We start from the raw sequence: 24,878 nt of genomic DNA, 5'->3' as shown, positions 1-24,878 counted from the left end.
CATTTTTCCTACATCGGCCAGAGATGATCGATGATCAGCTGCACCGAGCGATTGCCGCGATACTCATTGATATCCAGTTTATAGGCCAACTGCACCTGCCGCACGCTGGTGTCTGGCCACAGCGTAGTATCCACGTTGAAGGCGATGCCATCTAACAGCGGGCCGCCGCCGATAGGCTCGATCATCACTTTCAGATGGCGTTCGCCCACCAGGCGCTGCTGCAGCAGTTTGAATTTACCGTCGAATACCGGTTCCGGGAATGCCTGACCCCATGGACCCGCTTCGCGCAGCATTTCAGCGGTGTGCAGCGTAAACTCCTGCGCATGCAGTTCGCCGTCTGACCAAATCACGCCCTGCAACGCTTCGCCATCCAGCCACTCATCAATAAGCGCGGCAAAACGTTCACGGAATGGTTCGTACTTTTCGCTTTGCAGCGACAAACCTGCCGCCATCGCATGACCGCCAAACTTAATCATCATGCCGGGGTACAGCGTGTCGAGACGCTCCAGCGCATCGCGCAGATGTAAACCGGCAATTGAGCGACCGGAACCTTTCAGCGTGCCGTCGCCGGCAGGCGCGAAAGCAATCACCGGGCGATGAAAGCGCTCTTTCAGCCGCGAAGCGAGGATGCCGACCACGCCCTGATGCCACTCCGGATGATAGAACGCCAGGCCAAGCGGCAGATCGGTATGCTGGCGCTCGAGCTCATCGCACAACGCCAGCGCTTCGCTCTTCATGCCCTGCTCAATCTCTTTGCGCGTCTGATTGAGCGCATCGAGTTCATTCGCCAGCATGCGTGCCTGAGAAATATCCTCGGTGAGCAGCAGCGCCACGCCGACCGACATATCATCCAGACGACCGGCGGCATTGAGACGCGGACCGACAGCAAAACCGAGATCGCTGGCGGCGAGCTGACGCGCATCGCGATTGGCAATTTCTAACAGCGCGCGAATACCCGCGCGGCACTTACCCGCACGAATGCGGCTTAAGCCTTGCCACACCAGAATGCGGTTATTGGCATCAAGTGGTACCACGTCCGCCACGGTGCCCAGCGCCACCAGATCCAGCAGTTCCGCCAGATTTGGCTCCGCACGACCGGCACTAAACCAGTTTTGCTGACGCAGATGCGCACGCAGCGCCAGCATCAGATAGAAAGCAACGCCAACACCCGCCAGCGAGCGCGAAGGGAATGCGCTGTCGTTGAGATTGGGATTCACAATCGCTTCGGCGGCGGGCAAGGTGTCGCCCGGCAGATGGTGATCGGTAACCAGCACCGGAATGCCATGCTGATGCGCAGTATCGACGCCGGCGTGCGAGGAGATACCGTTATCGACGGTGAGGATCATCTCTGCACCGCGCGCTTTGGCCTGCTCAACCACTTCCGGACTCAATCCGTAGCCATCTTCAAAGCGGTTTGGCACCAGATAATCAACGTTACCGCCCAGGCTACGCAGTGCCAGCACGGTTAGCGCCGTGCTGGTGGCGCCATCGGCATCAAAGTCACCAACTACCACGATGCGCTTGCCGGTTTGCAGCATCTGATGCAGCAGCGTAACTGCGCCTTCAATACCGCCGAGGGTTTGCCACGGCAGCAAATGTTTGGCACCACGTTCCAGTTCCAGCGCATCTTTCACGCCGCGTTGCAGGTACAGACGACGAAGCAAAGGGGGCAAATCAGCGGGCAAGCTGGCGTCGGCCTCAGCTTCGCGCCGACGGAGTTCAACAGAATGAATCACTGTGCGTTAACCGCCACGCTTCTGGCCGTCAAGCACTTGCTTCAGCTCTTGCGGTCCCTGATAGCCAGGAATCATCATACCGCTATCGGTAAGAATGGCCGGCGTGCCCTGAATACCAAACAGGATGCCCAGTTTGTACTGCTGTTCGATATTGATTTTGCAGGTGGCGGGCGCATCCATTTGCGGCGCATCGCCTTTCATCGCGGCATCGAAAGCTTTGTTGCGATCGGCACTGCACCAGATGGCACGCATGGCTTTTTCAACCTGACCGTTCAGCCCTTCACGCGGGAAAGCCAGATAACGAACGGTGATGCCGAGCGCATTGTAGTCCGCCATCTGCTCATGCAGCTTACGGCAGTAGCCACAGGTGATATCGGTGAACACGGTAATGACGTGCTGCTCTTTAGGCGCTTTGTAGACAATCATGTCAGGCGCCAGCGCGCTGACTTTTTTGTCCAGCAGCTGATTGGTGACGTTAACCGGCTGAGTGCCGCTAACATCATAAAGCGGCCCCTGAATCATATGTTTACCGTCTTCAGAAACATACAGCACGCCACTTTCTGTCAGCACGGTTTTCATGCCCGGCAGCGGTGAGGGCTGGATTTCCGCCTGTTGCAGGCCCAGTTTTTTCAGCGTTTGCTGAATGGCGTTGTCATCGGCATGCGCCAATCCAGTGAATGCGCTGACCAGCAGAGCCAGCATCGTGAGCTGCTTTTTCATCTTAAATCCTTGTTACCGCTTCTTAAGCGCGCGGATGATGCTGTTGATGTAACAGACGCAGGCGCTCAGTGGCGACATGCGTATAAATTTGCGTCGTCGAGAGGTCGCTGTGGCCCAGCAACATCTGTACGACGCGTAAATCGGCGCCATGGTTCAGTAAATGTGTGGCAAATGCGTGGCGCAACACGTGCGGCGACAGCTTTTCGCTATCAATACCGGCAAGGGTCGCATAGTGTTTGATGCGATGCCAGAAGGTCTGTCGCGTCATTTGTTGCGCACGCTGGCTGGGGAACATCACATCCAGCGTTTGCCCATTCAGCAGCCACGGCCGGCCATGTTCCATATAGTATTCAATCCAGTAAACCGCCTCTTCACCTAAGGGCACAAGGCGCTCTTTGTTGCCTTTACCGATGACCCGCACCACGCCCTGGCGCAGGCTGATATCACTGATGGTTAACCCTACCAGCTCGGTAACGCGTAATCCGGTGGCGTACAGCAGCTCCAGCATCGCTTTATCACGCAGTTCCAGCGGCACATCAATGCTGGGTGCCTGTAACAAGCGTTCAACCTGATTTTCGCTGAGATCTTTCGGCAAGCGCTGCGGCAGCTTAGGGGCAGAAAGCAGCGCGCTGGGATCGTCGCTGCGCACTTTTTCCCGATACAAATATTGGCACAAGCGGCGAATGGCGCTGAGGGTGCGCGCGGAGCTGGTGGCTTTATAGCCGCCCTCGACGCGCTCGGCGAGAAACTGCTGTAAATCAAGCGCTTCTAGCGTCAACAGCGTACGATCGTGATGGTGCAGCCAACCGATCAGCGTTTGCAAATCCTGCCGGTAGGACGCGAGCGTGTTCTGCGCCAGATTACGTTCAATCCAAAGCGCATCGAGAAACTGTTCGATCAGATCGCTGTCCTGCACTGTTATCTCCGCCCGTGTGAAATCGTGCTCATTATGCCTGAAAGTAGCCTGCTTCTGGTACAATTGCCCCCGAGTCAGTTTCAGTCAGAGCATTAATTGCATGAATATTGGATTATTTTACGGTTCCAGTACCTGTTACACCGAGATGACTGCGGAGAAAATTCGCGACTTTATCGGCGAAGAATTAGTCACGCTGCACAATTTGAAAGATGACGATCCGTCGCTGATGGAGCAGTACGATTTGCTGATCCTGGGTATTCCCACGTGGGATTTTGGTGAGTTGCAGGAAGACTGGGAAGCGATTTGGCCGCAAATCCCGGCCCTGAATCTGCGCGGCAAAATCGTGGCGCTGTACGGCATGGGCGACCAGGGTGAATATGCCGAATGGTTTCTCGATGCGCTCGGCATGCTGCACGAGCTGCTGCAGCCAATGGGCGTGCAGTTTGTCGGTTACTGGCCGCTAGAAGGCTACGAGTTCACCAGTAAAAAACCGCTGACTGCCGACGGCGCACAGTTTGTGGGTTTAGCGCTTGATGATGTGAATCAGTTCGAATTGAGTGATGAGCGCATCGAACAGTGGTGCGAACAGATTCTGACAGAAACCGCGGCGCTGCTTTAGGGCAGCGTTTGCTCCTCATGCAGAAAACAGCAGGCGCGTAACGTGCGCCATTCGCCGGGCGGCAGATTATCGTGCATCAGCCACAGCCGCCAGCGCTTACCCTGCTGATTACGCAGCACCAGCAAGACGCCAAACGGCAGCCAATCCGCTTTACGTTCTGTTCGCCAGCGCGCCTCACGCCACAGCCACTCGCCGTTCACGTCCAACGCCAGACAGCCTACGCGCTGCACCAGATGTCGCTCGTTACGCCAGCCTTCCACCAGCAGCAGTACTAAAATCGGCGCTATACACCACGCCCATTCGTCTGGCCAGCTCAGGCTCAGCAGTAAAGCCACGCACAGCGCAAACAGCGCCACATTCAGTGCTCGCGCACTGGGTGACGCCCGCAGATTACATCGCCACCGGACCGCGTTCACGATTGCGCTGCTGAATCAGTTTCACCATGCGTTTGAACTCGGGATCCACCGGTTCACCGTGATTCATCAACCAGTTGAACAAGTCAGGATCGTCACTCTTCAGCAGCGCGATAAACACCTGTTTGTCGGTATCATTAAGCGAATCATATTCGTACTTAAAGAACGGCATAATAGCGATATCCAGTTCCAGCATACCGCGGCGGCACGCCCATTGGACGCGGGCTTTGTCATTAATTTCCATGTCTCTCATTCCATGGCTAAAAACAGTGGAGCTCAGTGTACCTGCTTTTTTTTCTCGCTGCAGGCGCTGTGCTTATCCCTGTGCAATGTCTCGGCGTTACGGCCCTTGATTTGCAAAGGACATCACGCGATTTGTGCGCCAGATTCAGTAAACAGGTTGCAAAGCCGCACTGCTCTTTTACCATTGCTACCTATTACCTCATTAATCAGGAATGACCCATGTCGATTTTTACCCTTCCTCCCCGCCAGCCTGCTGCATCGGCACGCCTGCCTTTAACCCTGATGTCGCTCGACGAATGGGCACTGGTTAAGGTGCAGGGCAAGGACAGCACCTCTTATCTGCAAGGTCAGTTGACGTTGGATGTCGCCGCCATGGATGCAACACAACATCGCCCGGCCGCACACTGCGATGCTAAGGGGAAGATGTGGAGCAACATTCGTCTGTTCCATCGTGGTGAAGGTTATGCCTACACGGTTCGTCGCAACCTGCGCGAGCAGCAGCTGAATGAGCTGAAGAAATATGCGGTGTTCGCCAAGGTAACACTCGTCGCTGATGATGATGCGGTGTTGCTGGGCGTCGCCGGTTTCCAGGCACGTGCCGCGCTGGCAAACCTGTTCAGCACGCTCCCGGATGCGGAAACGCCGGTGGTGCAGCAGGATGAGAGCACGCTGCTGTGGTTTGCGCAGCCCGCTGAGCGTTTTCTGCTGGTGACGACGCCAGAACAGGCGCAGGTGCTTAAAGAGAAACTCGCCGGTGAAGCACAGTTTAACGACAGCCTGCAGTGGCTGGCGCTGGATATCGAAGCGGGTATTCCGGTAATTGAAAGCGCCACCAGCGCACAGCTGATTCCGCAAGCCACCAATCTGCAGGCGCTAGATGCCATCAGTTTCAAAAAAGGCTGCTACACCGGCCAGGAAATGGTTGCGCGCGCTAAATTCCGCGGCGCTAACAAACGTGCACTTTATTGGCTGGCTGGCAGCGCCAGCAAGGTACCCGACGTTGGTGGCTCGCTGGAACTGCAAATGGGCGACAAATGGCGTCGTACCGGTACTGTGCTCACTGGCGTGCAGCTGGATGACGGCAGCGTGTGGGTGCAAGTGGTGATGAACAATGATCTGGAGCCGGAAAGCGTGCTGCGTGTGGAAGGCGACGAAAGCGGCAAACTGACGATTCAGCCGCTGCCGTATTCATTGGCAGAATGATTGACGCTGTTTTAGGTGCACATGAATGTGCACCCTACGAAGTTCGTGCGGTTCTAATGTAGGGCCGCCATTTATGGCGTAATGCCCGTTAGTTAAGCGTGGATCGGTCACCATGAATGGTGACCCAACGTGGATATAGCCGGGTTTTTGTAGGGTGCGCATTCATGCGCACCTGCATAAACAGGAATTTTTTGCTTAAGTGACCAGCATTACGCCACTTATGGCGACCTGGCCGCAAGTTACATCACATAAAAATAGATTGCGCAGAAGTGCAATACGCTGCCACCAAGCACAAAGCCATGCCAGATAGCGTGGCTGTAAGGAATGCGGCGCGAGACGTAGAAAATCACCCCGAGCGAATAGACCACGCCACCGGCTGCCAGCAGCCAAATCCCGCCCGGCGACAGTTTGATTGCCAGCTGATAAATCACCACCAACGACAACCATCCCATGCTGAGATAGGTCACCAGCGACAGCGCTTCAAAGCGGTGGGCAAAGGCGATTTTGAACAGCACGCCGATCAGCGCCAGACTCCAGATCACCACCATCAAGCCCTGCGCTAGCGGCGAGTTAAGGCCTACCAGCAAAAACGGTGTATAAGTGCCGGCAATCAAAACATAGATGGCGCAGTGGTCGAATTTTTTCAGCCAGTATTTGGCTCTCTGATGCGGAATTGCATGATAAAGCGTTGAGGCAAGGTACAGCAAAATAATGCTGCCGCCATACAAACTGTAGCTGGTAATGGCTGTGATGTTAGCTTGAGATTCGACGGCTTGCGTTAGCATTAAGACCAAGCCGATGATGCCGAAAATGCAGCCAATTCCGTGGCTGATGCTATTGGCAATCTCTTCTGCCAATGAGTAGCCCTCGGCAATAATTCGGTTCTGTACCATGGAAGGGGATTCCTGAACAACGGAAAAAGCGAGTGTGCTATTTCTGAGCAACCAGAGTAGCGAAGATAAATTTCAGAGTACACATGTACGCTAAAATAAATGTGTCAGCGGGTGTGAACGGCTAGCGCGCAAATTTGGCTGCATTAACAGGTATCAGTCGCCATGAATGGCGACCCTACAATATTCGGGTACGATTTTGGAACGGCTTTTATAGGGACAGCATACATGCCAAACAGGTCAATTAGCGTCCGCCGGCGGCATCAATAAAAGTGCCCGTCACGTACGACGCAGCATCACTTGCCAGCCAGACAATTGCCTCGGCGATCTCTTCCGCCTGGCCGCCGCGCGCCATGGGAAGCGCACTCGCTAAACGATCCACTCGGCCCGGTTCGCCGCCATCGGCGTGCATTTCGGTATAAATCAGGCCTGGACGCACGCTGTTAACGCGAATGCCCTGCGCCGCCACTTCCAGCGATAAGCCTTTAGTTAGCGTATCCATCGCCCCTTTCGACGCGGCGTAATCCACATATTCACCTGGCGCACCAAGGCGTGACGCGGCAGATGACACATTGACGATGGCACCACCTTTGCCACCATGATGCGTGCCCATGCGTTTAACCGCTTCGCGGCAGCAGATAAAGGTACCGAGGACGTTGGTGGCGAACACGCGCTGAATGCGCTCGGCATCCAACTCTTCAACCCGACACTGGGTAAACAAAATTCCGGCGTTATTCACCAACACGCGCAGCGCGCCGTCTTGCTCATCCAGTTGGGCAAACATGCGCATCACCTGTGCCTCATCAGCGATATCGGCTTGTAGCGCAAAAGCGCTGCCGCCCTGCGCTTCGATTTCTGCCACCACGCTCGCCGCTTCAGCTGCACGCTGGCGATAGTTAATCGCTACACGATAACCGGCCTGCGCCAGCAATAAGGCCGTTGCACGTCCAATGCCGCGACTGCCGCCCGTCACCAATGCCAGATCCATTTTTGCCTCCAAAACAAAAGGGCCGAATAGTCGGCCCTTAATAAAATATATCCGGAATTTTAGCCTAGATAATTTGAGATGCAGCAAGGCGGCAAGCTCGTACATCCTCGGGAGCTTACATCGGTAAGTGACCGGGATGAAGGACCGCAGCCAACGCCGCTGCAGCTTAAGGTATGACGGCTAAATTACTGGTATTCGCTCATGGGTACACACGAACAGAACACGTTGCGGTCACCAAATACATCGTCCAGACGTTTAACGGTCGGCCAGTATTTGTTAGCGCTGCCTGCCGGGAACACCGCCAGCTCGCGGGTGTACGGGTGTGCCCAGTCACCGACGATTTCTGTCTGCGTGTGCGGGGCGTTCACCAAGGGGTTATCCTCCAGCGGCCACTCGCCATCGGCAACGCGGTCGATCTCCATGCGGATGGCCAGCATCGCATCGATAAAGCGGTCCAGCTCAATTTTGCTTTCCGATTCCGTTGGCTCAACCATCAGCGTACCCGCAACCGGGAATGACATGGTAGGTGCGTGGAAACCGTAATCGATCAGACGCTTGGCGATATCCAGTTCGCTAATGCCGGTTTGCTCTTTCAGCGGACGAATATCAAGAATACATTCGTGCGCCACGCGGCCATCGCGACCTGCGTACAGAATCGGATAAGCGGATTGCAGACGGCTGGCGATGTAGTTGGCATTCAGAATCGCCACTGAACTCGCCTGCTTCAGGCCTTCCGCGCCCATCATGCGGATATACATCCAGCTGATTGGCAGAATCGAGGCGCTACCGAAAGGAGCTGCAGAAACTGCGCCCTGCTGCGTCAGCACGCCGTCAATTTGTACCACGCTGTGACCCGGCACGAACGGCGCCAGATGCGCTTTCACGCCGATGGGGCCCATGCCCGGGCCACCGCCGCCGTGCGGGATGCAGAAGGTTTTGTGCAGGTTGAGGTGCGAGACATCCGCGCCGATGTAACCTGGCGTGGTGATCCCCACCTGCGCGTTCATGTTAGCGCCGTCGAGATACACCTGGCCGCCGTGCTGATGCACGATCTGGCACACTTCGCGAATGGTCTCTTCATAAACCCCATGCGTTGACGGATAGGTCACCATAATGCACGAGAGCTGCTCGCCAACCTGTGCGGCTTTCTCACGCAAATCGCCAAGATCGATATTGCCTTGTTTATCGCAAGCCACAACGACAACCGACATGCCCGCCATCTGCGCTGACGCCGGGTTGGTGCCGTGGGCCGAGCTTGGGATCAGGCAGACATTACGGCCGCCTTCGTTGCGGCTTTCATGGTAACGACGAATCGCCAACAGACCCGCATATTCACCCTGTGCGCCTGAGTTTGGCTGCATGCACAGCGCGTCGTAGCCAGTTAGCTGTACCAGCCATTGCGATAGCTGACCAATCATCTGCAGGTAACCCGAAGCCTGATCTGCCGGGCAGAACGGATGCAGCTCGGCAAATTCAGGCCAGGTGATCGGAATCATTTCAGCAGCGGCGTTAAGTTTCATGGTGCACGAGCCGAGTGGGATCATCGCCTGATTCAGCGCCAAATCCTTTTTCTCCAGACTGTGCATATAACGCATCATCTCAGTTTCACTGTGATGACGGTTGAACACCGGATGCGTCAGGAAGGCGCTTTCACGCACCTGACCGGCCGGAATCGCACTGTTTTCCGCCGCCACCGCCGTATCCAGCGCATCAATATCCTGGCCGTGCGCATCGCCCAGCAGGATGGCGAACAGTGCCAGCACGTCTTCACGCGTGGTGGTTTCATCCAGCGTAATGCCAACGGCATTATGGATATCACTGCGCAGATTGACGCCAAAGCTCAGTGCATGGTTCAGCACCGCGGCTTTATCAGCAACTTCTACCGTCAGCGTATCAAACCAGCTGTTGTGACGCAGTTTCAGGCCGCCGTTCTGCAGGCCAGCGGCCAGAATGCTGGTCAGACGATGAATGCGGGAAGCAATGCGCTTCAGGCCAGCCGGGCCGTGATAAACAGCATAAAGACCGGCGATATTCGCCAACAGCACCTGAGAAGTACAGATGTTGGAGTTGGCTTTCTCACGGCGGATATGCTGCTCACGGGTTTGCATCGCCATGCGCAGCGCGGTGTTACCGGCGGCATCGCGTGATACGCCAATGATACGACCCGGCATCGAGCGCTTGTGTTCGTCGCGACTGGCGAAGAACGCAGCGTGCGGTCCGCCATAACCCATCGGCACGCCGAAACGCTGTGCGGAACCGAACACGATATCTGCGCCCTGCTTGCCTGGCGCTTCTAACTGCACCAGCGCCATAAAGTCTGCCGCGACGCTCACCACCACTTTGCGGCTTTTCAGCTCGGTAATCAGTGAACGGTAATCGTGCACTTCACCGTGCGTACCCACCTGTTGTAGCAGCACGCCAAACAGATCGTCGTGATCCAGCGCCTTGTCTGCACTATCAATAATCAATTCGAAACCAAAGGTCTCGGCGCGAGTTCGCACCACATCCAGCGTTTGTGGATGAATGTCATTGGCGATGAAGAATTTTGTCGCGTTTTTCAATTTGCTGACGCGCTTAGCCATCGCCATGGCTTCTGCGGCGGCGGTGGCTTCGTCCAGCAACGAGGCGGACGCGATGTCCAGACCGGTTAGATCCAGCGTCAGGGTTTGGAAGTTCAGCAGCGCTTCCAGGCGGCCCTGCGACACTTCTGGCTGATACGGCGTATACGCGGTGTACCAGCCCGGATTTTCCAGCATATTGCGCAGGATAACCGGCGGCGTGATCACCGCGCTGTAGCCCATGCCGATCCAGGATTTGTAGCGGTGGTTCTGACTGGCAATGGCTTTCAGCTCTGCCAGCGCTTGCTGCTCGGTCGCGGCATCGCCCACTGCAGGCGGGCCTGGCAGCTGGATATCGGCAGGCACAATAGAACTGATCAATGATGAGAGCGAACGGGCACCAATCGCTTCCAGCATTAAGGCCTGTTGTTCCGGCGTAGGACCGATGTGGCGCTCAATGAAAGCACCGTTATGTTCGAGCTGGCTGAGAGTCTGGGTCATTTGCAGTAAATCCTGAATCGGGCTGGGTTACAAAAATGGCGTTAAGTCAAGCAGATAAAAAAAGAAGGCGCCGCTGTGCGTCACCTTCTGTCACTACCGGTTACTCGTCAATCGCGGCTTTGTAGGCATCGGCATCCAGCATGGAGTCGAGCTCTGATTCGTCGCTGGCTTTGATGCGGAACAGCCAACCCTCGGCGTACGGCGCGCTGTTAACCAGTTCCGGCGAATCGCCTAGCTGATCATTCACCGCGACGATTTCACCACTTAAGGGTGCATAGATGTCAGAAGCGGCTTTCACCGACTCCGCGACCGCGCAGTCATCACCGGCCGCGAAGGAGACGCCGACGTCTGGCAGATCGACAAACACCATATCGCCCAGCAGTTCCTGTGCGTGTTCGGTGATACCTACCGTGAAGGTGCCGTCAGCTTCTTTACGGACCCATTCGTGGCTATCGCGGTATTTCAATTCACTTGGCACATTGCTCATTGGCCATTTCTCCTGAAAAAAAATTACTGGGCGACCGGCTTACCGGCGCGAACAAAAATCGGTTTAGTGACTTTTACTGGCATTTCACGATTGCGGATTTCCACAATCGCCTGCTCGCCAATTCCCGCCGGCACACGTGCCAGCGCAATGCTGTAACCCAGCGTTGGCGAGAAGGAACCACTGGTGATAATACCCTGCTGCGGCTGGCCTTGTTCATCGGTGAAGCGCACAGTGAGACCGTTACGCAGCACCCCTTTTTCGGTCATCACTAAACCAACCAATTTTTCGGTGCCTTTTTCGCGCTGCGCTTGCAGGGCATCACGACCAATAAAATCACGATCGGCGGGCTCCCAGCTGATGGTCCAGCCCATGTTAGCAGCCAACGGCGAAACGCCTTCATCCATCTCCTGACCATACAGATTCATGCCCGCTTCCAGGCGCAGCGTGTCACGCGCGCCTAAACCCGCCGGTTTAACACCTGCGGCCAACAGCTGCTGCCAAAAAGCAGCGGCTTCAGTGGCAGGCATGGCAATCTCGTAGCCTGCTTCGCCGGTGTAACCGGTCGTTGCGATGAACAGGTTTTCCGCTTGTACACCGAAGAACGGCTTCATGCCGGTCACGGCGTCTCGCTGAGCGGCGCTAAACAGCGTTTGCGCTTTCTGCTGCGCATTCGGACCTTGCACCGCAATCAGCGCCAGATCGTCACGCTCAGTCAATTCCACGCCAAACGGCTGCGCATGCTGTTTAATCCACGCCAAATCTTTCTCACGCGTGGCGGAGTTAACCACCAGACGGAAGAAATCTTCGCTCATAAAGTAAACAATCAAATCATCGATGACGCCAGCCGAGGCATTCAACATGCCGGTGTAAAGCGCTTTGCCGGGCTGAGTCAATTTGGCGACATCATTTGCCAATAGATAGCGCAGAAACTCGCGGGTACGTGCACCGCGCAGATCGACGATGGTCATGTGGGAAACATCAAACATGCCGGCATCGTTGCGCACCGCGTGATGCTCATCCATTTGCGAGCCGTAATGCAGCGGCATCATCCAACCGTGGAAGTCCACCATGCGGGCACCGCATGCCTGATGCTGTTCGAATAGAGGCGTTTGCTGAGTCATAACCATCCTGTGAAAACAAGTAAGTGTGACGCGCCTGCGTCGCCTTATCAGGCTGACGCAAACGTTCTCTTTGTGCTGAAGTTATCACCGAATGCGGCAATTAACCATAAGCAAAACGAGGGTGAAACCCTAGCACTTTTCAACACCTCATCGAACACAGAACAGCATAAATCACTGCATTATTGTGATTAGCCTCGCACAAAATACGACTAAATTACTTTCATGCAGCAAACTGAGTGAATCAGGACCACAAACTTAAGGATGAGCATGGCGGCAACACTGATGCAGCATGAGATAAACTAATGCGAATTAAGGGGTAAAATTAGAATAAATCAAACGAGGCGCGATCGCGGTGCAGCGGTGCATCTTTACGGTGCAATAGACAAAAACGGCGCCCAATTGGGCGCCGTCAGCAAGGTGAATTAGCGGATCCAGCTGGGCAAGTCGTTCAGCCCCATTGCCTGTTTAAGCATCATGGGTTTAACGCCCGGTAAAGTATCGGCCAGCTTCAGACCGACATCACGCAGCAGTTTTTTCGCCGGATGCGTGCCGGCAAACAGCTCGCGGAAACCTTGCATCCCCGCCAACATCATCGCGGCACTGTGCTTGCGGCTGCGCTCATAGCGGCGCAAATAGAGATGCTGCCCAATGTCTTTACCTTCCTGATGCAGTCGACGGATCTCACCAATCAATTCTGCGGCATCCATAAAGCCGAGATTCACACCCTGTCCGGCCAGCGGATGAATGGTGTGTGCTGCATCACCCACCAATGCCAAGCGGTGCGCGGCGAAGTTACGTGCATAACGTGCCGTCAGTGGGAAGGTTCTGCGCTCACTCTCGACCTGACACAGGCCCAGGCGCATATCAAACGCCACCGACAGCTGTTGGTTAAACAGCGCTTGCGGCATGGATTGCAGGCGCGTAGCTTCCTGCGGCGAGAGCGACCACACAATTGAACACAGGTGCGGATCCTGCATCGGCAGGAACGCCAGAATGCCATCGCCATGAAACACCTGACGCGCGATGGCATCATGCGGCATGTCGGTGCGGATATTGGCCACTAATGCATGATGCTCATAATCCCAGAAGGTGAGCGGGATATCGGCTTTATCACGCAGCCAGGAATTTGCGCCGTCAGCGGCAACCAGCAAACGTGCGCTCATCATGCTGCCATCTTGCAACGTAATGAAGGCTTCGTTATCGCCAAAGGCCACCTGCTGCAACTGCGCGGGCGCAAACAGCGTGATATCGCTGCTGTTGCTGGCACGCTGCCACAAAGCGCTATGAATCACTTCGTTTTCGATAATATGGCCGAGATGCGATAGCCCCTGCTGTTCATCATCAAAGCTGATCGAGCCGAAGCTGTCCTGATCCCACACTTCCATACCGTGATAGGCGCTGGCACGCAGGGCCAGAATGCTTGACCACACGTCAAGCTTTTGCAGCAGACGTTCGCTGGCAGCATTGATGGCAGAAACGCGAATCGACGCGTTAGCCGCCGGATCAAATTGTGGCTCAGGTGCCTTTTCCAGCACGGCAACGCGTAAGCCGCTACCTTGTAATCCGCAGGCGAGGGCCAACCCCACCATGCCGCCACCGGCGATTGCCACATCAAAAGTTTGCATTGCTGCCCCTTAGTTCGTGCTTAACGCTTCACCCAGCCGAGCGTGCGCGCGGCAAGTGGGTTTCGCAGCCAAGGCAGATGGTCCATTGCCACCAGCCCAAGATTTCGTCCTGCTACTAACGGCGCATAGCGGTTAGCAAACAGTCGGACTAAACCGTCTGTAACGCCAATTGTGGCGGCACGATCGGGCTGACGCCGCGCGGCAAAGTGCTGCAATACGGCAAAACTGCCGGGATCGTGCTGCTGACGCCACGCCCCTGCTAACGTCTCTGCCAGTGACATCACATCGCGCAGGCCAAGATTGAAACCTTGTCCGGCGATCGGGTGCAGCGTCTGCGCCGCATTGCCCACCAGCGCCAGCCGATGCGTTACCTGACGTTCGGCGGTTTGCAGCGCCAGGGGATAATGTTCGCGTTGCCCGGCGTGGGTGAAACGCCCCAATCGCCAGCCAAACGCACGCTGGAGCGCTTGCAGGAAAGTCGCCTCGTCCCATTGCTTAATGGTTGCTTGCGCAGCAATCGGGTGACACCACACCAGCGACATACGGTTGCCGGACATCGGCAGCAACGCCAGCGGGCCATGTTCGGTAAAACGTTCGAAGGCGCGGCCCTGGTGCGGCAATTGCGTTGCAACATTGGCGATAACGGCCAACTGTTGATAATCATCGCGCTGCCAGGTGATGCCGCAGGAGGCGCCCAAAGGTGAACGCGAGCCATCGGCGGCTACTAATAATGCGCCATCCAGCTGTTCGCCGCTGCTGAGCGTAACCTGTACGCTATCCGGCGTGCGTGTCACAGAAGTGACGTGATCCGGACAGCGTAGCGTAACGCCGGGAGCCGTTTTCAGACGCTGAAAAAGGCGCTGCCCAACATCAAAAAGTTCCACCACCTGACCGAGCGCAGGCAGTTGATGATCGTCCGCTTTGAGCGAGACGAAGCCGGTATGACCGCGATCGGAGACGTGGATATCGGTGATAGCAGTGGCGCAATCCGCCAGTGAACGCCATAGGTCGATATCGGCTAATTGCTGGCAAGTGCCAGCCGCCAATGCAATGGCACGGCCATCGAAGCCCGGATGCGCACGGCTATCGGGTTGGCTACGCTCAATCAAGGTGACCGGTAGCTGGCCTTGCGTCAGGTGAGAAATCGCCAGCGCCAGAGTCGCACCAGTCATGCCGCCGCCGGCAATTAAAATACTCATGCGTGGCGTGCCGCCGCCATCAGCGCTTCGATCGCGTCAGCATCTTTCACCACGCTGTCGGTAAGATTTTCGTTGCCGTCCGCGGTGATGACGATGTCATCTTCGATGCGAATACCAATGCCACGATATTGCGGCGGCACTTTGGCATCTGGCGCGATATACAAGCCAGGCTCAACGGTCAGCACCATGCCCGGCTCAAGAATACGGTCGCGGCTTGGCGTGCCGTAATGGCCGACGTCGTGCACATCCAGCCCCAGCCAGTGGCTCAAACCGTGCATAAAGAACGGGCGGTGCGCCTGCTCTTCAAACAGCGTATCGATATTGCCATCCAGAATGCCGAGATCGACCAGGCCGGTAATCATGATGCGCACCACTTCGTCATTAACGTCATGGATGCTGATACCCGGGCGGAACATCGACAACGCTTTGTACAGCGAAGCGAGCACGATGTCGTAGATGGCGCGCTGCGGCTCACTAAACGTGCCGTTGACCGGGAAGGTGCGGGTGATATCACCCGCGTAGCCATGGAATTCGCAGCCAGCATCAATCAGCACTAAATCGCCGTCGCGCATTTCCGATTCGTTTTCGGTGTAGTGCAGAATGCAGCCGTTTTCGCCAGAACCAACGATAGTGTTGTAAGAGGGAAAACGCGCGCCGTGGCGATTGAATTCATGATGAATTTCACCTTCCAGCTGATATTCGAACATACCAGGACGACAGGCCTGCATGGCTCGCGTGTGCGCCAGCGCGCTGATTTTGCCCGCACGGCGCAGAATCTCAATCTCTTGCGCACTTTTGAACAGGCGCATCTCATGCACCCACGGACGCCAGTCGGTGATCGTATCCGGCGCACTGAGGTTTTGACGGAAGCCGCGACGCAATTTATCCAGCGCGCTAAACACCAGCTGATCCGCCTCAGCGTATTCGCCCTGCGCGTGGTACACCACGTCCAAACCATTCAGCAATTGATGCAGCTGCTCGCCGATGTCATCCCAAGGCAAGGCGCGATCGACACCCAATTTAGCCGGTGCGGCGTCCTGACCAAGACGGCGACCAAACCAGATTTCGGCGGTCAGATCGCGCACACGATTGAACAACACGCTGTGGTTATGCGTGTCATCGCTTTTGATTAATACCAGCAGCGCCTGCGGTTCGTTAAAGCCCGTGAAATACCAAAAATCACTGTTTTGACGAAAGTTATATTCGGTATCGTTGCTGCGCGTCACTTCAGGTGCAGCAAAAATCAATGCGGCACTGCCTGGCGCCATGCGGGCAATCAGCGCCTGACGACGCTGTTGAAACGTATCCAGAGTAATCATGTTTGCACTCCCTGTTGAAAACGGGCCACAACGTACCCGCATTGACGCGCTTAGTGTAACGTCGGTTTCTGCACTTCGGGTGCCGTTGGCTGATGCTGACGTGTGAAGGTGTCGTGGCACAGCAGAGCGGCTACGCGCACGTACTCAATCACCTCTTCCAGCGACTGCTCCAGCTCTTCCTGATCTTCGTCTTCGTCATAACCAAGTTGCGCGATGGTGCGCAGATCGTCGATGGCTTCACCGGTTTCGCCGGTGACTTTTTCCAGCTTAGGTTGTGTAACCCCTAAACCGAGCAGGAAATGGTTTACCCAACCGGCCAGCGCATCCGCGCGATCGAATACCGTGATGTCATCATCTTCCGGCAACATCAACTGGAACATAAAGCCTTCGTCTTCCAGCGTATTCGCCAGGCTTTCATGCAGCGCCTGCAACGGCTGAGACAGGCTTTGTGAAAACGCCATGCCTTCGTTGGTAAGATCGTGAACCATGGTTTTCCAGCTGGTATCCTGATTGCCGCCGCACAGAATCCCAGAGAGAAGTCCGTGCATTTCGGCTGGCGTCATACCCACGCCCTGCTGAGAAAGGGCCGCGGCCAGCGCGTTGTAACTAGGCGATGCGTTCGGTAAAGACATAAGCTTTGGTCGTCGTTGACAGAATAAGTTCGTGTTATGCTACCACCAGGTGCCTCTGGGTTTCCAGAAAAGGGGTTGTAAGTTATAACTCGGGTATATATAGTTTCGCTCCTCCCAACCCATTGACCGGTAAGGGAGATGCGATCGAAGTAATCAGTCAGGATGGTGGCATGTCTGCACAACCAGTAGATATTCAAATTTTTGGTCGTTCATTGAGAGTGAATTGTCCGCCTGAACAGCAAGATGCGCTGAATCTGGCCGCAGAGGATCTCAATCAACGGTTGCAAGATTTAAAAGTTCGCACTAGAGTCACCAATACAGAGCAACTGGTGTTCATCGCCGCGTTAAACATCTGCCACGAGTTGGCACAAGAGAAAGGTAAGACGCGCGACTATGCAGCAAACATGGAACAACGTATCCGCATGCTGCAACAGACCATTGAACAAGCGTTAGTTGAGCAAGGTCGCATAACCGATCGCCAGGGCCCTAATTTTGAATAAAGCTTCATGGTCCTCATGCTAGAGTGACGGTGAAGTACATTTTCTCTGAGATGTTTGCAAGCGGGCCAGTCCCCTGAGCCGATATTTCATACCAACAGAATGTGACGCTCCACAATTTGTGCGCATGCTCGGTCCGTCCGAGAAGCCTAATAGTTGTGACGGCATGTTCACCTTGAACCAAGGGTTCAAGGGTTACAGCCTGCGGCGGCATCTCGGAGATCTCCCTTCAGTAGTAAATCTGTTTCCCCGGTTCGCATGATATAATCGCTTTTAAAAAGCGATTATTCCGGGGATGTAGATACCATGCCAGCGCCCTCACTTCTCGACCGTCACGATATTCGTCAACATGTGCGCCATTTGCGCCGCAACCTCACGTCTGAGCAGCAGGAACAGGCCGCCGATCAGCTGGCTGAACACGCCATTAATATTGCGCCGATCGCCAATGCCCAACGCATCGCGCTGTTTTTATCGGTTGATGGTGAAATCAATACCCGACCGCTGATCGCCAAACTGTGGCAGCAAAAAAAGCAGGTTTATCTGCCGGTGCTGCACCCTTTCTCGCCAGGCAATCTGCTGTTTATTCGCTACACGCCCGAAACCACCCTTACGCCTAATAAACTGCGCATTCCGGAACCGCCGTTAGATATCACGCAACTGGCCACGCTGGACCAATTAGATGTAATGCTGGTGCCGCTGGTGGCGTTTGACCATCAGGGCCAACGTTTGGGGATGGGCGGTGGATTCTACGATCGCACGCTGCAAAACTGGCAGCAGCATGGTTTTCTTCCGGTGGGCATTGCGCATGATTGCCAGCGCGTGGATGCACTCCCCGTCGCGGCATGGGATGTCCCGCTGCCAGCAATATTGACGCCATCTAAACTGTGGCAATGGGAAGCGTAAGCAGAAAAAACAAAGGGCGCCAACGGCGCCCTGTTCGATCAGTACAACAGACGAGCGCGAATGGTGCCTGGAATGGCCTTCATCGCCTGTAGCGCTTTATCCGCCACATCTTCTGACGCATCAATATCAATGACCACGTAGCCCATTATCGGTGTGGTTTGCAGATACTGCGCAGCAATGTTGATGCCCTGCTCAGCAAAAATCTGGTTGATAGCCGTCAATACACCCGGACGGTTTTCATGGATGTGCAGCAGACGGCTGACGCTGGCTGCGTGCATCGGCAATGACACTTCCGGGAAGTTAACTGCAGACAAAGTAGAGCCGTTGTCAGAGTACTTTGCCAGCTTGCCAGACACTTCTAAGCCGATATTTTCCTGCGCTTCCTGGGTTGAACCACCAATGTGCGGCGTCAAAATCACATTGTCGAACTCGCACAGCGGAGAGTTGAAAGGATCGCTGTTGGTGGCAGGTTCAACCGGGAAGACGTCAATAGCGGCACCGGCCAGATGCTTGTTTGCCAGCGCATTACACAACGCGGGAATATCAATCACGGTTCCGCGCGCGGCGTTGATCAGCAGCGAGCCGGGCTTCATTAGCGCCAGCTCTTCAGCACCCATCATATTTTGCGTCGATGGCGTTTCTGGCACGTGCAGGCTGACCACATCGCTCATGTTGAGCAAGTCAGAGAGATGACGAACCTGCGTAGCGTTACCCAGCGGCAGTTTGCTTTCGATATCGTAGAAGAACACGTGCATACCCAGGCTCTCGGCCAGCACACCCAGCTGCATGCCGATATGGCCATAGCCGATGATACCCAGTTTTTTGCCACGCGCTTCGTAGGAACCGTTAGCGACTTTATTCCAGATACCACGGTGTGCTTTGGCGTTCGCCTCCGGAATACCGCGCAGCATCAGCAGCATTTCGCCAATCACCAGCTCAGCAACCGAACGGGTATTCGAGAACGGTGCGTTGAACACCGGTACGCCGCGTTTCGCCGCAGCGCCAAGATCAACCTGATTAGTACCGATACAGAAGCAGCCGACAGCCACCAGCTTTTCAGCGGCAGCAAAGATCTCTTCAGTCAGTTGGGTGCGGGAACGGATACCAATGAAGTGCGCATCGCGGATGGAGGATTTCAGCGACTCCGCATCCAGCGCCCCTTTGTGAAACTCGATGTTGGTGTAGCCTGCTGCACGCAGGTTTTCCAGCGCACTCTGGTGAACGCCTTCCACCAGCAGGAACTTAATCTTGTCTTTTTCCAGTGATACCTTTGCCATTTCCCGACCCTATTCAGAATTCAACGAGGACTACCATAAGGTAGCCTTCTGTCAAAATATCAAATATTTCGTGCGCAGCAATACAAACGATTGCCTGGCGACCAGCACGCGCCCATGCGTAGACAGCACAAAGCCGTACAAAATCATGGCATCTCTATAGGACAGAGTACGAACCTGCTGCTGATGAACCTTTTGTGACATAAGTCACCAAATTTCAGCCTGGCGAGAAAAGATGTTTTGCGCATGGAAATAACCGGCGCACTGCCTGCGCCGGACAGATCATTTTACGATGGTTTTCACGCCTTCAGCGCTGCCAATCAGCGCAACATCGGCACCGCGCGCGGCAAACAGGCCAACCGTCACCACGCCTGGCAGCGCGTTAATGGTTTTTTCCAGCTCGATGGGATTAAGAATACGCAGATTATGTACGTCGAGAATAATGTTGCCGTTATCGGTGATAACGTTCTGACGATACTCGGGCAAGCCGCCCAGCTTCACCAGTTCACGTGCCACAAAGGAACGCGCCATGGGAATGACCTCAACCGGCAGCGGGAAGTGGCCCAGTACATCAACTTCTTTCGACGCATCCGCAATACAGATAAATTTCTTCGCCACTGCGGCGACGATTTTCTCGCGGGTTAGCGCGGCGCCACCGCCTTTGATCATCTGCATCTGCGGGTTGATTTCATCAGCACCATCTACGTAAACCGACAGCTCATCAATCTCGTTAAGATCGAAGACATGGATGCCTAAGGCTTTCAGTTTCTCGGTTGAGGCTTCCGAGCTGGAAACCGCGCCTTCAATCTGATTCTTGATGGTGCCGAGCGCATCAATGAAATGCGCTGCGGTTGAACCTGTACCAACACCGACAATCGTGCCCGGCTCTACGTATTTTAGCGCTGCCCAACCTACCGCTTTTTTCAGTTCATCCTGGGTCATGGTATGTTTAAAACCTGTGCGACATCGAAGTGTGCGTAGTATAAAACAAGGCGTCGTAAAAAAGCGCGACTGTTAAACCGCCGATTTACGTCTTTGGAAGCCAGCCCGCAAAAAAGCGCCGCAGCACAATTTGACAGTTTTATGGCATAGTAATGTCCACCTGAACGAGAGAGAACAACAATGAAACGCCCGGATTATCGAACGCTTCAGGCGCTGGATGCTGTGATTCGTGAGCGCGGCTTTGAGCGCGCGGCACAAAAACTTTGTATTACGCAATCTGCGGTTTCTCAGCGTATTAAACAGCTGGAGAATTTATTCGGTCAGCCGCTGCTAGTGCGTACCGTACCGCCGCGTCCCACCGAGCAGGGACAAAAATTGCTGGCGTTATTGCATCAGGTTGAGCTACTGGAAGAGGAGTGGCTAGGTGACGATAACGGCGGAACAACGCCACTGCTGCTGTCGCTGGCGGTCAACGCCGACAGTCTGGCAACCTGGCTGCTGCCGGCGCTAAAAGATGTGCTGGCCGATTCGCCTGTGCGTCTGAATTTGCAGGTGGAAGATGAAACCCGCACCCAGGAACGTCTGCGTCGCGGTGAAGTGGTTGGTGCAGTGAGTATTCAGCCGCAACCGCTACCAAGCTGTTTGGTGGATCAACTGGGCGCATTGGATTATCTGTTCTGCGCATCGCCAGAATTTGCCGCACGCTATTTCCCAAACGGCGTTACGCGCTCGGCGTTACTGAAAGCGCCGGCGGTGGCATTCGACCATCTGGATGATATGCATCAGGCATTTTTACAGCAGAACTTTGACCTGTCGCCGGGCAGCGTGCCCTGCCACATCGTTAACTCATCAGAAGCCTTTGTGCAGTTAGCCCGCCAGGGTTCCGTGTGCTGTATGATTCCGCATCTGCAAATTGAGCGCGAGCTGGCGCAAGGTGAGCTGGTGGATTTAACGCCGGGTTTGTACCAGCGTCGGATGCTGTATTGGCACCGTTTTGCTCCGGAAAGTCGCTTGATGCGCAGCGTAACAGATGCGCTGATCGCGCATGGTCATCGCGTGCTGCGTCAGGATGTTTCGCCGGTGTAATGTTCAGGTCGCCATAAATGGCGACCTGATATCAAGCGTTACGGCGTATTCGGTTTGATTTCGAATACTACATCCACCTGATCGTCGAAGTGAATGCTCTGCTGCTCGTAAGTTTGCTGCGCGGTGGTGTCTGCGGGTGCGGCGGCGGCTTTATACATGCGCGCCATCGGCATTGGCTGGTAGTTAGCAACGTGATAACGAATGCTGTACACCGAACCCAATTTTGCGTTGAAACCTTCTGCCAGCGCATTTGCCTGCTGCGTCGCATTGGCGATCGCCACTTTACGCGCCTGCTCTTTATAGCTGTCCGGATTCGCCACGCCCAACTCCACTGAACGGATCTCATTCAGGCCCGATTTCAGCGCACCATCCAGCAGTTCGTTCAGCTTATCTAGCTTACGCAACGTCACCTGGACCTGACGCTCAGCACGATAACCTTTCAGTACTGACTTACCCTCTTTGGTGTAGTCGTACTCCGGCTGCGTACTCAGGTTTGCCGCATCGATATCTTTTTTCTCAATACCATTCTTTTGCAGGAAATCGAAGTATTGCGCCACGCGGTCATCAGCTTGTTTTTTTGCTTCCGCCGCGTCTTTCGAGGAAACATTAACCACAATAGCGAGCGTCGCAATATCGGGTTTGGCATCAACACTTGCTTGCCCAGAAGTCACCACATGCGGTCCATTTGGCAATTCACCCGCCTGGACTACACCGGACATTGCGCCAGTGCTCATTACGGCGGCTAGCGCCAGTGCTTTCAGTTTCACGAAAGTCCTCCTTGAGGGATTCAATTTGCAGGTCGCCACTATGGCTAAACCCAAAACACATTACCATGCGTGATGGTCTGAGTTTTGAATTGACAAAAAGTTCGGGCAATCTGCTGTTTTAACGTCGCCGCGATCGCAAAGTTTGGTGAACAGATTCGCCAAAATCCCACTAAATCGTTTCTATTAAAGAAACACTCGGCATTCGGGAGTTGCATAATGACTGAACAACCGCTTAGCCAAACCGCTACCAGCATGCGAGCAGGACGTACCCGCTTTCTGATGCTGGGTTTGGTGTTTATTAATATCATTATCAACTACATGGACCGCACCAATCTGTCGGTTGCCGCCACTGAGATGGCTGGCGAATTACGCTTCACGCCGATGGAGATGGGGTTAATCTTTTCCGCCTTCGGCTGGATCTATGCCGCCTTGCAGATTCCCGGAGGATTTCTCATCGATCGTCTCGGAGCTCGCCTGGTCTACGGGGTTGGCTTATTTGTCTGGTCGCTCATTACCCTACTGCATGCTTTTGCCAGCACGTTCGCCGCGCTGTTTGGCCTGCGCTTGGGTGTCGGCGCGTTTGAAGCACCGGTGATGCCCGCCAATAATCGGGTGATTTCCAGCTGGTTTCCGGAGCACGAGCGCGCCAGCGCCATTGGTATCTACTCATCCGCACAGTTTGTCGGGCTGGCCTGTATGACGCCGCTGCTGTTCCACGTGCAGGATGCGTTTGGCTGGCGCGGCCTGTTTCTCATCACCGGGTTGGCGGGCATGGTTTGGGCGCTGCTGTGGTATTGGCTTTACCGCGAGCCACATCAACATAAACGGGTCTCCGCAGCAGAACTGAACTACTTGCGCCATAACGGCGCGCTACTGCAGAGCGAGCAAGGCCATCACCCCACCAAAGCATGCTGGCGTGATTTAGCGCAGATGTTCCGCAGCCGCAAATTGGTCGGCATCTATATTGGACAATTCACCATCTCCGCCACCTTCTGGTTCTTTCTCACCTGGTTTCCCACCTATCTGGTGGAGTATCGCCACATGGGGTTCATCAAAAGTGGCTATGTGGCATCGGTGCCCTACTTCGCCGCTTTCTGCGGTGTGCTGCTGGCCGGATTTGCCTCAGATCGCATGATGCGACGGGGTGTATCCACCAGCGTGGCACGCAAGTTACCGGTGATCCTCGGGCTGTTCCTGACGCTTTTCATCCTCGGTGCCAATTACACCGACGATTCGACACTGATCATTGTGTTTATGTCGCTGGCATTCTTCGGCAACGGTTTGGCAACCATCACCTGGGTTTTTGTCACCGCACTGGCTCCGCGCCATTTGATTGGCCTGGCGGGCGGCGTGTTTAACTTTACGGGGGCGCTCTCTTCCATCGTGGTGCCAATTGCCATTGGCGCCTTGATTGATGGCGACAACTTCGCACCAGCTTTGGCGTTTATCGCCGTGCTGGCCGCTATTGGTATCGGTAGCTATCTATTTATTGTGGGGAAAATTGACCATGTTAGTGCGGGCTAATCAAAACCTGCGCCAGAGTTTGCAGCTGTTGCAGACGCTCCGCGAGATGCGCCTCATCAGGCTGCCAGATTTTAGCAAAGGCCAGCGCCGCGCGATTGTTATCGATTGGCTGCGCCATGCTGATTTCACCGTCATCACGATGCCAAATCAGATGGTCTTCACCACGCTTGCGCGCCAGCAGCGGAGCAATTTGTTGCCACTGCGCATCGCTAAAGCGCGGTTGCAGCGCCTCATCACTTTCAGCCGCCAGCAGCGACACGCCAATTACCGATTGCCAGGCAGGCAGCATACGAAAGCCAGCCAGCGCCTGACTGGCGCTGGTACGTTCGCCGGGCTCAGAGTGCCAGATATAGATCACCTGATCTTCCCACAGTACGCCCAGGGCAACCACGATATCACGCGGCGCGTGAAGTTCCAGCTGTGGCAAAGCCTGCGCAAACAGCGAAGAGCCGCGAATCGCCTGCGCCGCCAGCGCGTGAATGCCAGGACCAGGCAGATAACGCCGATGTTCATCCTGCGTCGTCAGACCTATTGCAGCCATGGTCATCAGCAGCCGATTAACCCGCGTGCTATTCATCCCCATCTGACGTGCCAATTCACGACAACCTACGGCTTTGTCGCTGGAAACCAGATATTGCAGGCAGCGAATACCATCAATCAGGCTTTGGTTGGGTTGAGAAGACATAGATCACCTGCGGCGGGTAAAACTCAATCT

The 24,878-nt window shown here is 55.1% G+C and carries 24 protein-coding genes and 1 other RNA gene; 7 read left to right on the top strand and 18 right to left on the bottom strand.

Annotated features, from left to right (window positions below; translation table 11 throughout):
* Positions 1–8: 8 nt before the first annotated feature.
* Genes recJ through xerD form a run of 3 tightly spaced genes read right to left on the bottom strand, consistent with a single transcriptional unit; the run spans position 9 to position 3,372 of the window.
* A complete protein-coding gene (gene recJ, locus CRO19_RS12885) occupies positions 9–1,736 on the bottom strand; it encodes a single-stranded-DNA-specific exonuclease RecJ (protein WP_097096159.1) in 1,728 nt (575 codons plus the stop codon).
* A gap of 6 nt (positions 1,737–1,742) precedes the next feature.
* Positions 1,743–2,456 carry a bifunctional protein-disulfide isomerase/oxidoreductase DsbC gene (dsbC, locus tag CRO19_RS12880; RefSeq protein WP_097096158.1) on the bottom strand — a complete coding sequence of 238 codons (714 nt, stop codon included), beginning with the start codon at positions 2,454–2,456 and terminating at the stop codon, positions 1,743–1,745.
* Between the two features lie 22 nt (positions 2,457–2,478).
* Positions 2,479–3,372, bottom strand: coding sequence for a site-specific tyrosine recombinase XerD (xerD, locus tag CRO19_RS12875; RefSeq protein WP_370659792.1), 894 nt, complete (start codon positions 3,370–3,372; stop codon positions 2,479–2,481).
* A 100-nt stretch (positions 3,373–3,472) separates the two neighbouring features.
* On the opposite strand from xerD, the gene fldB reads away from it, so the two are divergent.
* A complete protein-coding gene (gene fldB / locus CRO19_RS12870) occupies positions 3,473–3,991 on the top strand; it encodes a flavodoxin FldB (RefSeq protein WP_097096157.1) in 519 nt (172 codons plus the stop codon).
* Here fldB and CRO19_RS12865 read toward each other — a convergent pair.
* Entirely contained in the window at positions 3,988–4,407 is a 420-nt protein-coding gene (locus tag CRO19_RS12865) for a protein YgfX (protein WP_097096156.1), read from the bottom strand. The two genes, fldB and CRO19_RS12865, sit on opposite strands and share 4 nt — an antisense overlap.
* Positions 4,382–4,648 carry an FAD assembly factor SdhE gene (gene sdhE / locus CRO19_RS12860; RefSeq protein WP_007890277.1) on the bottom strand — a complete coding sequence of 89 codons (267 nt, stop codon included), beginning with the start codon at positions 4,646–4,648 and terminating at the stop codon, positions 4,382–4,384. The genes CRO19_RS12865 and sdhE overlap by 26 nt, the downstream gene beginning before the upstream one ends.
* Before the next feature lie 218 nt (positions 4,649–4,866).
* On the opposite strand from sdhE, the gene ygfZ reads away from it, so the two are divergent.
* The gene (ygfZ, locus tag CRO19_RS12855; protein WP_097096155.1) at positions 4,867–5,850 is read left to right on the top strand and encodes a tRNA-modifying protein YgfZ; all 984 of its coding nucleotides are present in this window, start codon (positions 4,867–4,869) and stop codon (positions 5,848–5,850) included.
* A 239-nt stretch (positions 5,851–6,089) separates the two neighbouring features.
* Here ygfZ and trhA read toward each other — a convergent pair whose 3' ends face one another.
* The 9 genes from trhA to CRO19_RS12810 form a co-directional block, all read right to left on the bottom strand.
* A complete protein-coding gene (gene trhA / locus CRO19_RS12850; protein ID WP_097096154.1) occupies positions 6,090–6,743 on the bottom strand; it encodes a PAQR family membrane homeostasis protein TrhA in 654 nt (217 codons plus the stop codon).
* A gap of 241 nt (positions 6,744–6,984) precedes the next feature.
* The gene (locus CRO19_RS12845; protein ID WP_097096153.1) at positions 6,985–7,728 is read right to left on the bottom strand and encodes an SDR family oxidoreductase; all 744 of its coding nucleotides are present in this window, start codon (positions 7,726–7,728) and stop codon (positions 6,985–6,987) included.
* Between the two features lie 185 nt (positions 7,729–7,913).
* On the bottom strand, positions 7,914–10,787 hold the full coding sequence (gene gcvP / locus CRO19_RS12840) for an aminomethyl-transferring glycine dehydrogenase (protein ID WP_097096152.1): 2,874 nt from the start codon (positions 10,785–10,787) through the stop codon (positions 7,914–7,916).
* A gap of 100 nt (positions 10,788–10,887) precedes the next feature.
* Positions 10,888–11,274 (bottom strand): glycine cleavage system protein GcvH, encoded by a 387-nt coding sequence (gene gcvH, locus CRO19_RS12835; protein WP_097096151.1) that lies wholly within the window; start codon positions 11,272–11,274, stop codon positions 10,888–10,890.
* A gap of 23 nt (positions 11,275–11,297) precedes the next feature.
* Entirely contained in the window at positions 11,298–12,395 is a 1,098-nt protein-coding gene (gene gcvT / locus CRO19_RS12830; protein WP_097096150.1) for a glycine cleavage system aminomethyltransferase GcvT, read from the bottom strand.
* A gap of 422 nt (positions 12,396–12,817) precedes the next feature.
* Positions 12,818–14,020 carry an FAD-dependent 2-octaprenylphenol hydroxylase gene (gene ubiI, locus CRO19_RS12825; RefSeq protein ID WP_097096149.1) on the bottom strand — a complete coding sequence of 401 codons (1,203 nt, stop codon included), beginning with the start codon at positions 14,018–14,020 and terminating at the stop codon, positions 12,818–12,820.
* Between the two features lie 20 nt (positions 14,021–14,040).
* Positions 14,041–15,219 carry a 2-octaprenyl-6-methoxyphenyl hydroxylase gene (gene ubiH / locus CRO19_RS12820; RefSeq protein ID WP_097096148.1) on the bottom strand — a complete coding sequence of 393 codons (1,179 nt, stop codon included), beginning with the start codon at positions 15,217–15,219 and terminating at the stop codon, positions 14,041–14,043.
* Positions 15,216–16,538 carry a Xaa-Pro aminopeptidase gene (gene pepP / locus CRO19_RS12815; protein ID WP_097096147.1) on the bottom strand — a complete coding sequence of 441 codons (1,323 nt, stop codon included), beginning with the start codon at positions 16,536–16,538 and terminating at the stop codon, positions 15,216–15,218. The genes ubiH and pepP overlap by 4 nt, the downstream gene beginning before the upstream one ends.
* Positions 16,539–16,588: 50 nt before the next feature.
* On the bottom strand, positions 16,589–17,170 hold the full coding sequence (locus CRO19_RS12810; protein ID WP_097096146.1) for a YecA/YgfB family protein: 582 nt from the start codon (positions 17,168–17,170) through the stop codon (positions 16,589–16,591).
* Positions 17,171–17,340: 170 nt separating this feature from the next.
* Between CRO19_RS12810 and zapA the strand changes: the two genes are divergently transcribed.
* The 3 genes from zapA to CRO19_RS12795 all read left to right on the top strand — a co-directional run bounded on the left by zapA (position 17,341) and on the right by CRO19_RS12795 (position 18,570).
* Complete coding sequence (gene zapA / locus CRO19_RS12805) at positions 17,341–17,670, top strand: cell division protein ZapA (RefSeq protein WP_007890288.1); 330 nt, start codon at positions 17,341–17,343, stop codon at positions 17,668–17,670.
* A 39-nt stretch (positions 17,671–17,709) separates the two neighbouring features.
* Positions 17,710–17,893: non-coding RNA, 6S RNA (ssrS, locus tag CRO19_RS12800), on the top strand.
* Between the two features lie 80 nt (positions 17,894–17,973).
* Positions 17,974–18,570: a 5-formyltetrahydrofolate cyclo-ligase gene (locus tag CRO19_RS12795; protein ID WP_097096145.1), complete on the top strand. Its 597-nt coding sequence runs from the start codon at positions 17,974–17,976 to the stop codon at positions 18,568–18,570.
* 38 nt (positions 18,571–18,608) lie between these two features.
* On the opposite strand, the gene serA is transcribed toward CRO19_RS12795, so the two are convergent.
* Positions 18,609–19,847 carry a phosphoglycerate dehydrogenase gene (gene serA, locus CRO19_RS12790; protein WP_097096144.1) on the bottom strand — a complete coding sequence of 413 codons (1,239 nt, stop codon included), beginning with the start codon at positions 19,845–19,847 and terminating at the stop codon, positions 18,609–18,611.
* A 279-nt stretch (positions 19,848–20,126) separates the two neighbouring features.
* The gene (gene rpiA, locus CRO19_RS12785; RefSeq protein ID WP_097096143.1) at positions 20,127–20,786 is read right to left on the bottom strand and encodes a ribose-5-phosphate isomerase RpiA; all 660 of its coding nucleotides are present in this window, start codon (positions 20,784–20,786) and stop codon (positions 20,127–20,129) included.
* A gap of 180 nt (positions 20,787–20,966) precedes the next feature.
* On the opposite strand from rpiA, the gene CRO19_RS12780 reads away from it, so the two are divergent.
* Positions 20,967–21,872, top strand: coding sequence for a LysR family transcriptional regulator ArgP (locus CRO19_RS12780; RefSeq protein ID WP_097096142.1), 906 nt, complete (start codon positions 20,967–20,969; stop codon positions 21,870–21,872).
* Between the two features lie 38 nt (positions 21,873–21,910).
* On the opposite strand, the gene CRO19_RS12775 is transcribed toward CRO19_RS12780, so the two are convergent.
* Entirely contained in the window at positions 21,911–22,639 is a 729-nt protein-coding gene (locus CRO19_RS12775; RefSeq protein WP_097096141.1) for an oxidative stress defense protein, read from the bottom strand.
* A gap of 216 nt (positions 22,640–22,855) precedes the next feature.
* Here CRO19_RS12775 and CRO19_RS12770 point away from each other — a divergent pair, with 216 nt between their 5' ends.
* Complete coding sequence (locus tag CRO19_RS12770; protein ID WP_097096140.1) at positions 22,856–24,163, top strand: MFS transporter; 1,308 nt, start codon at positions 22,856–22,858, stop codon at positions 24,161–24,163.
* Here CRO19_RS12770 and CRO19_RS12765 read toward each other — a convergent pair.
* Positions 24,150–24,848, bottom strand: coding sequence for an IclR family transcriptional regulator (locus CRO19_RS12765; RefSeq protein ID WP_097096139.1), 699 nt, complete (start codon positions 24,846–24,848; stop codon positions 24,150–24,152). The genes CRO19_RS12770 and CRO19_RS12765 overlap by 14 nt on opposite strands.
* Between the last annotated feature and the right edge of the window lie 30 nt (positions 24,849–24,878).

The sequence above is a fragment of the Candidatus Pantoea floridensis genome, from assembly GCF_900215435.1.
Lineage (GTDB): Bacteria > Pseudomonadota > Gammaproteobacteria > Enterobacterales > Enterobacteriaceae > Pantoea > Pantoea floridensis.
This window is presented reverse-complemented; position numbering and strand designations above follow the sequence as displayed.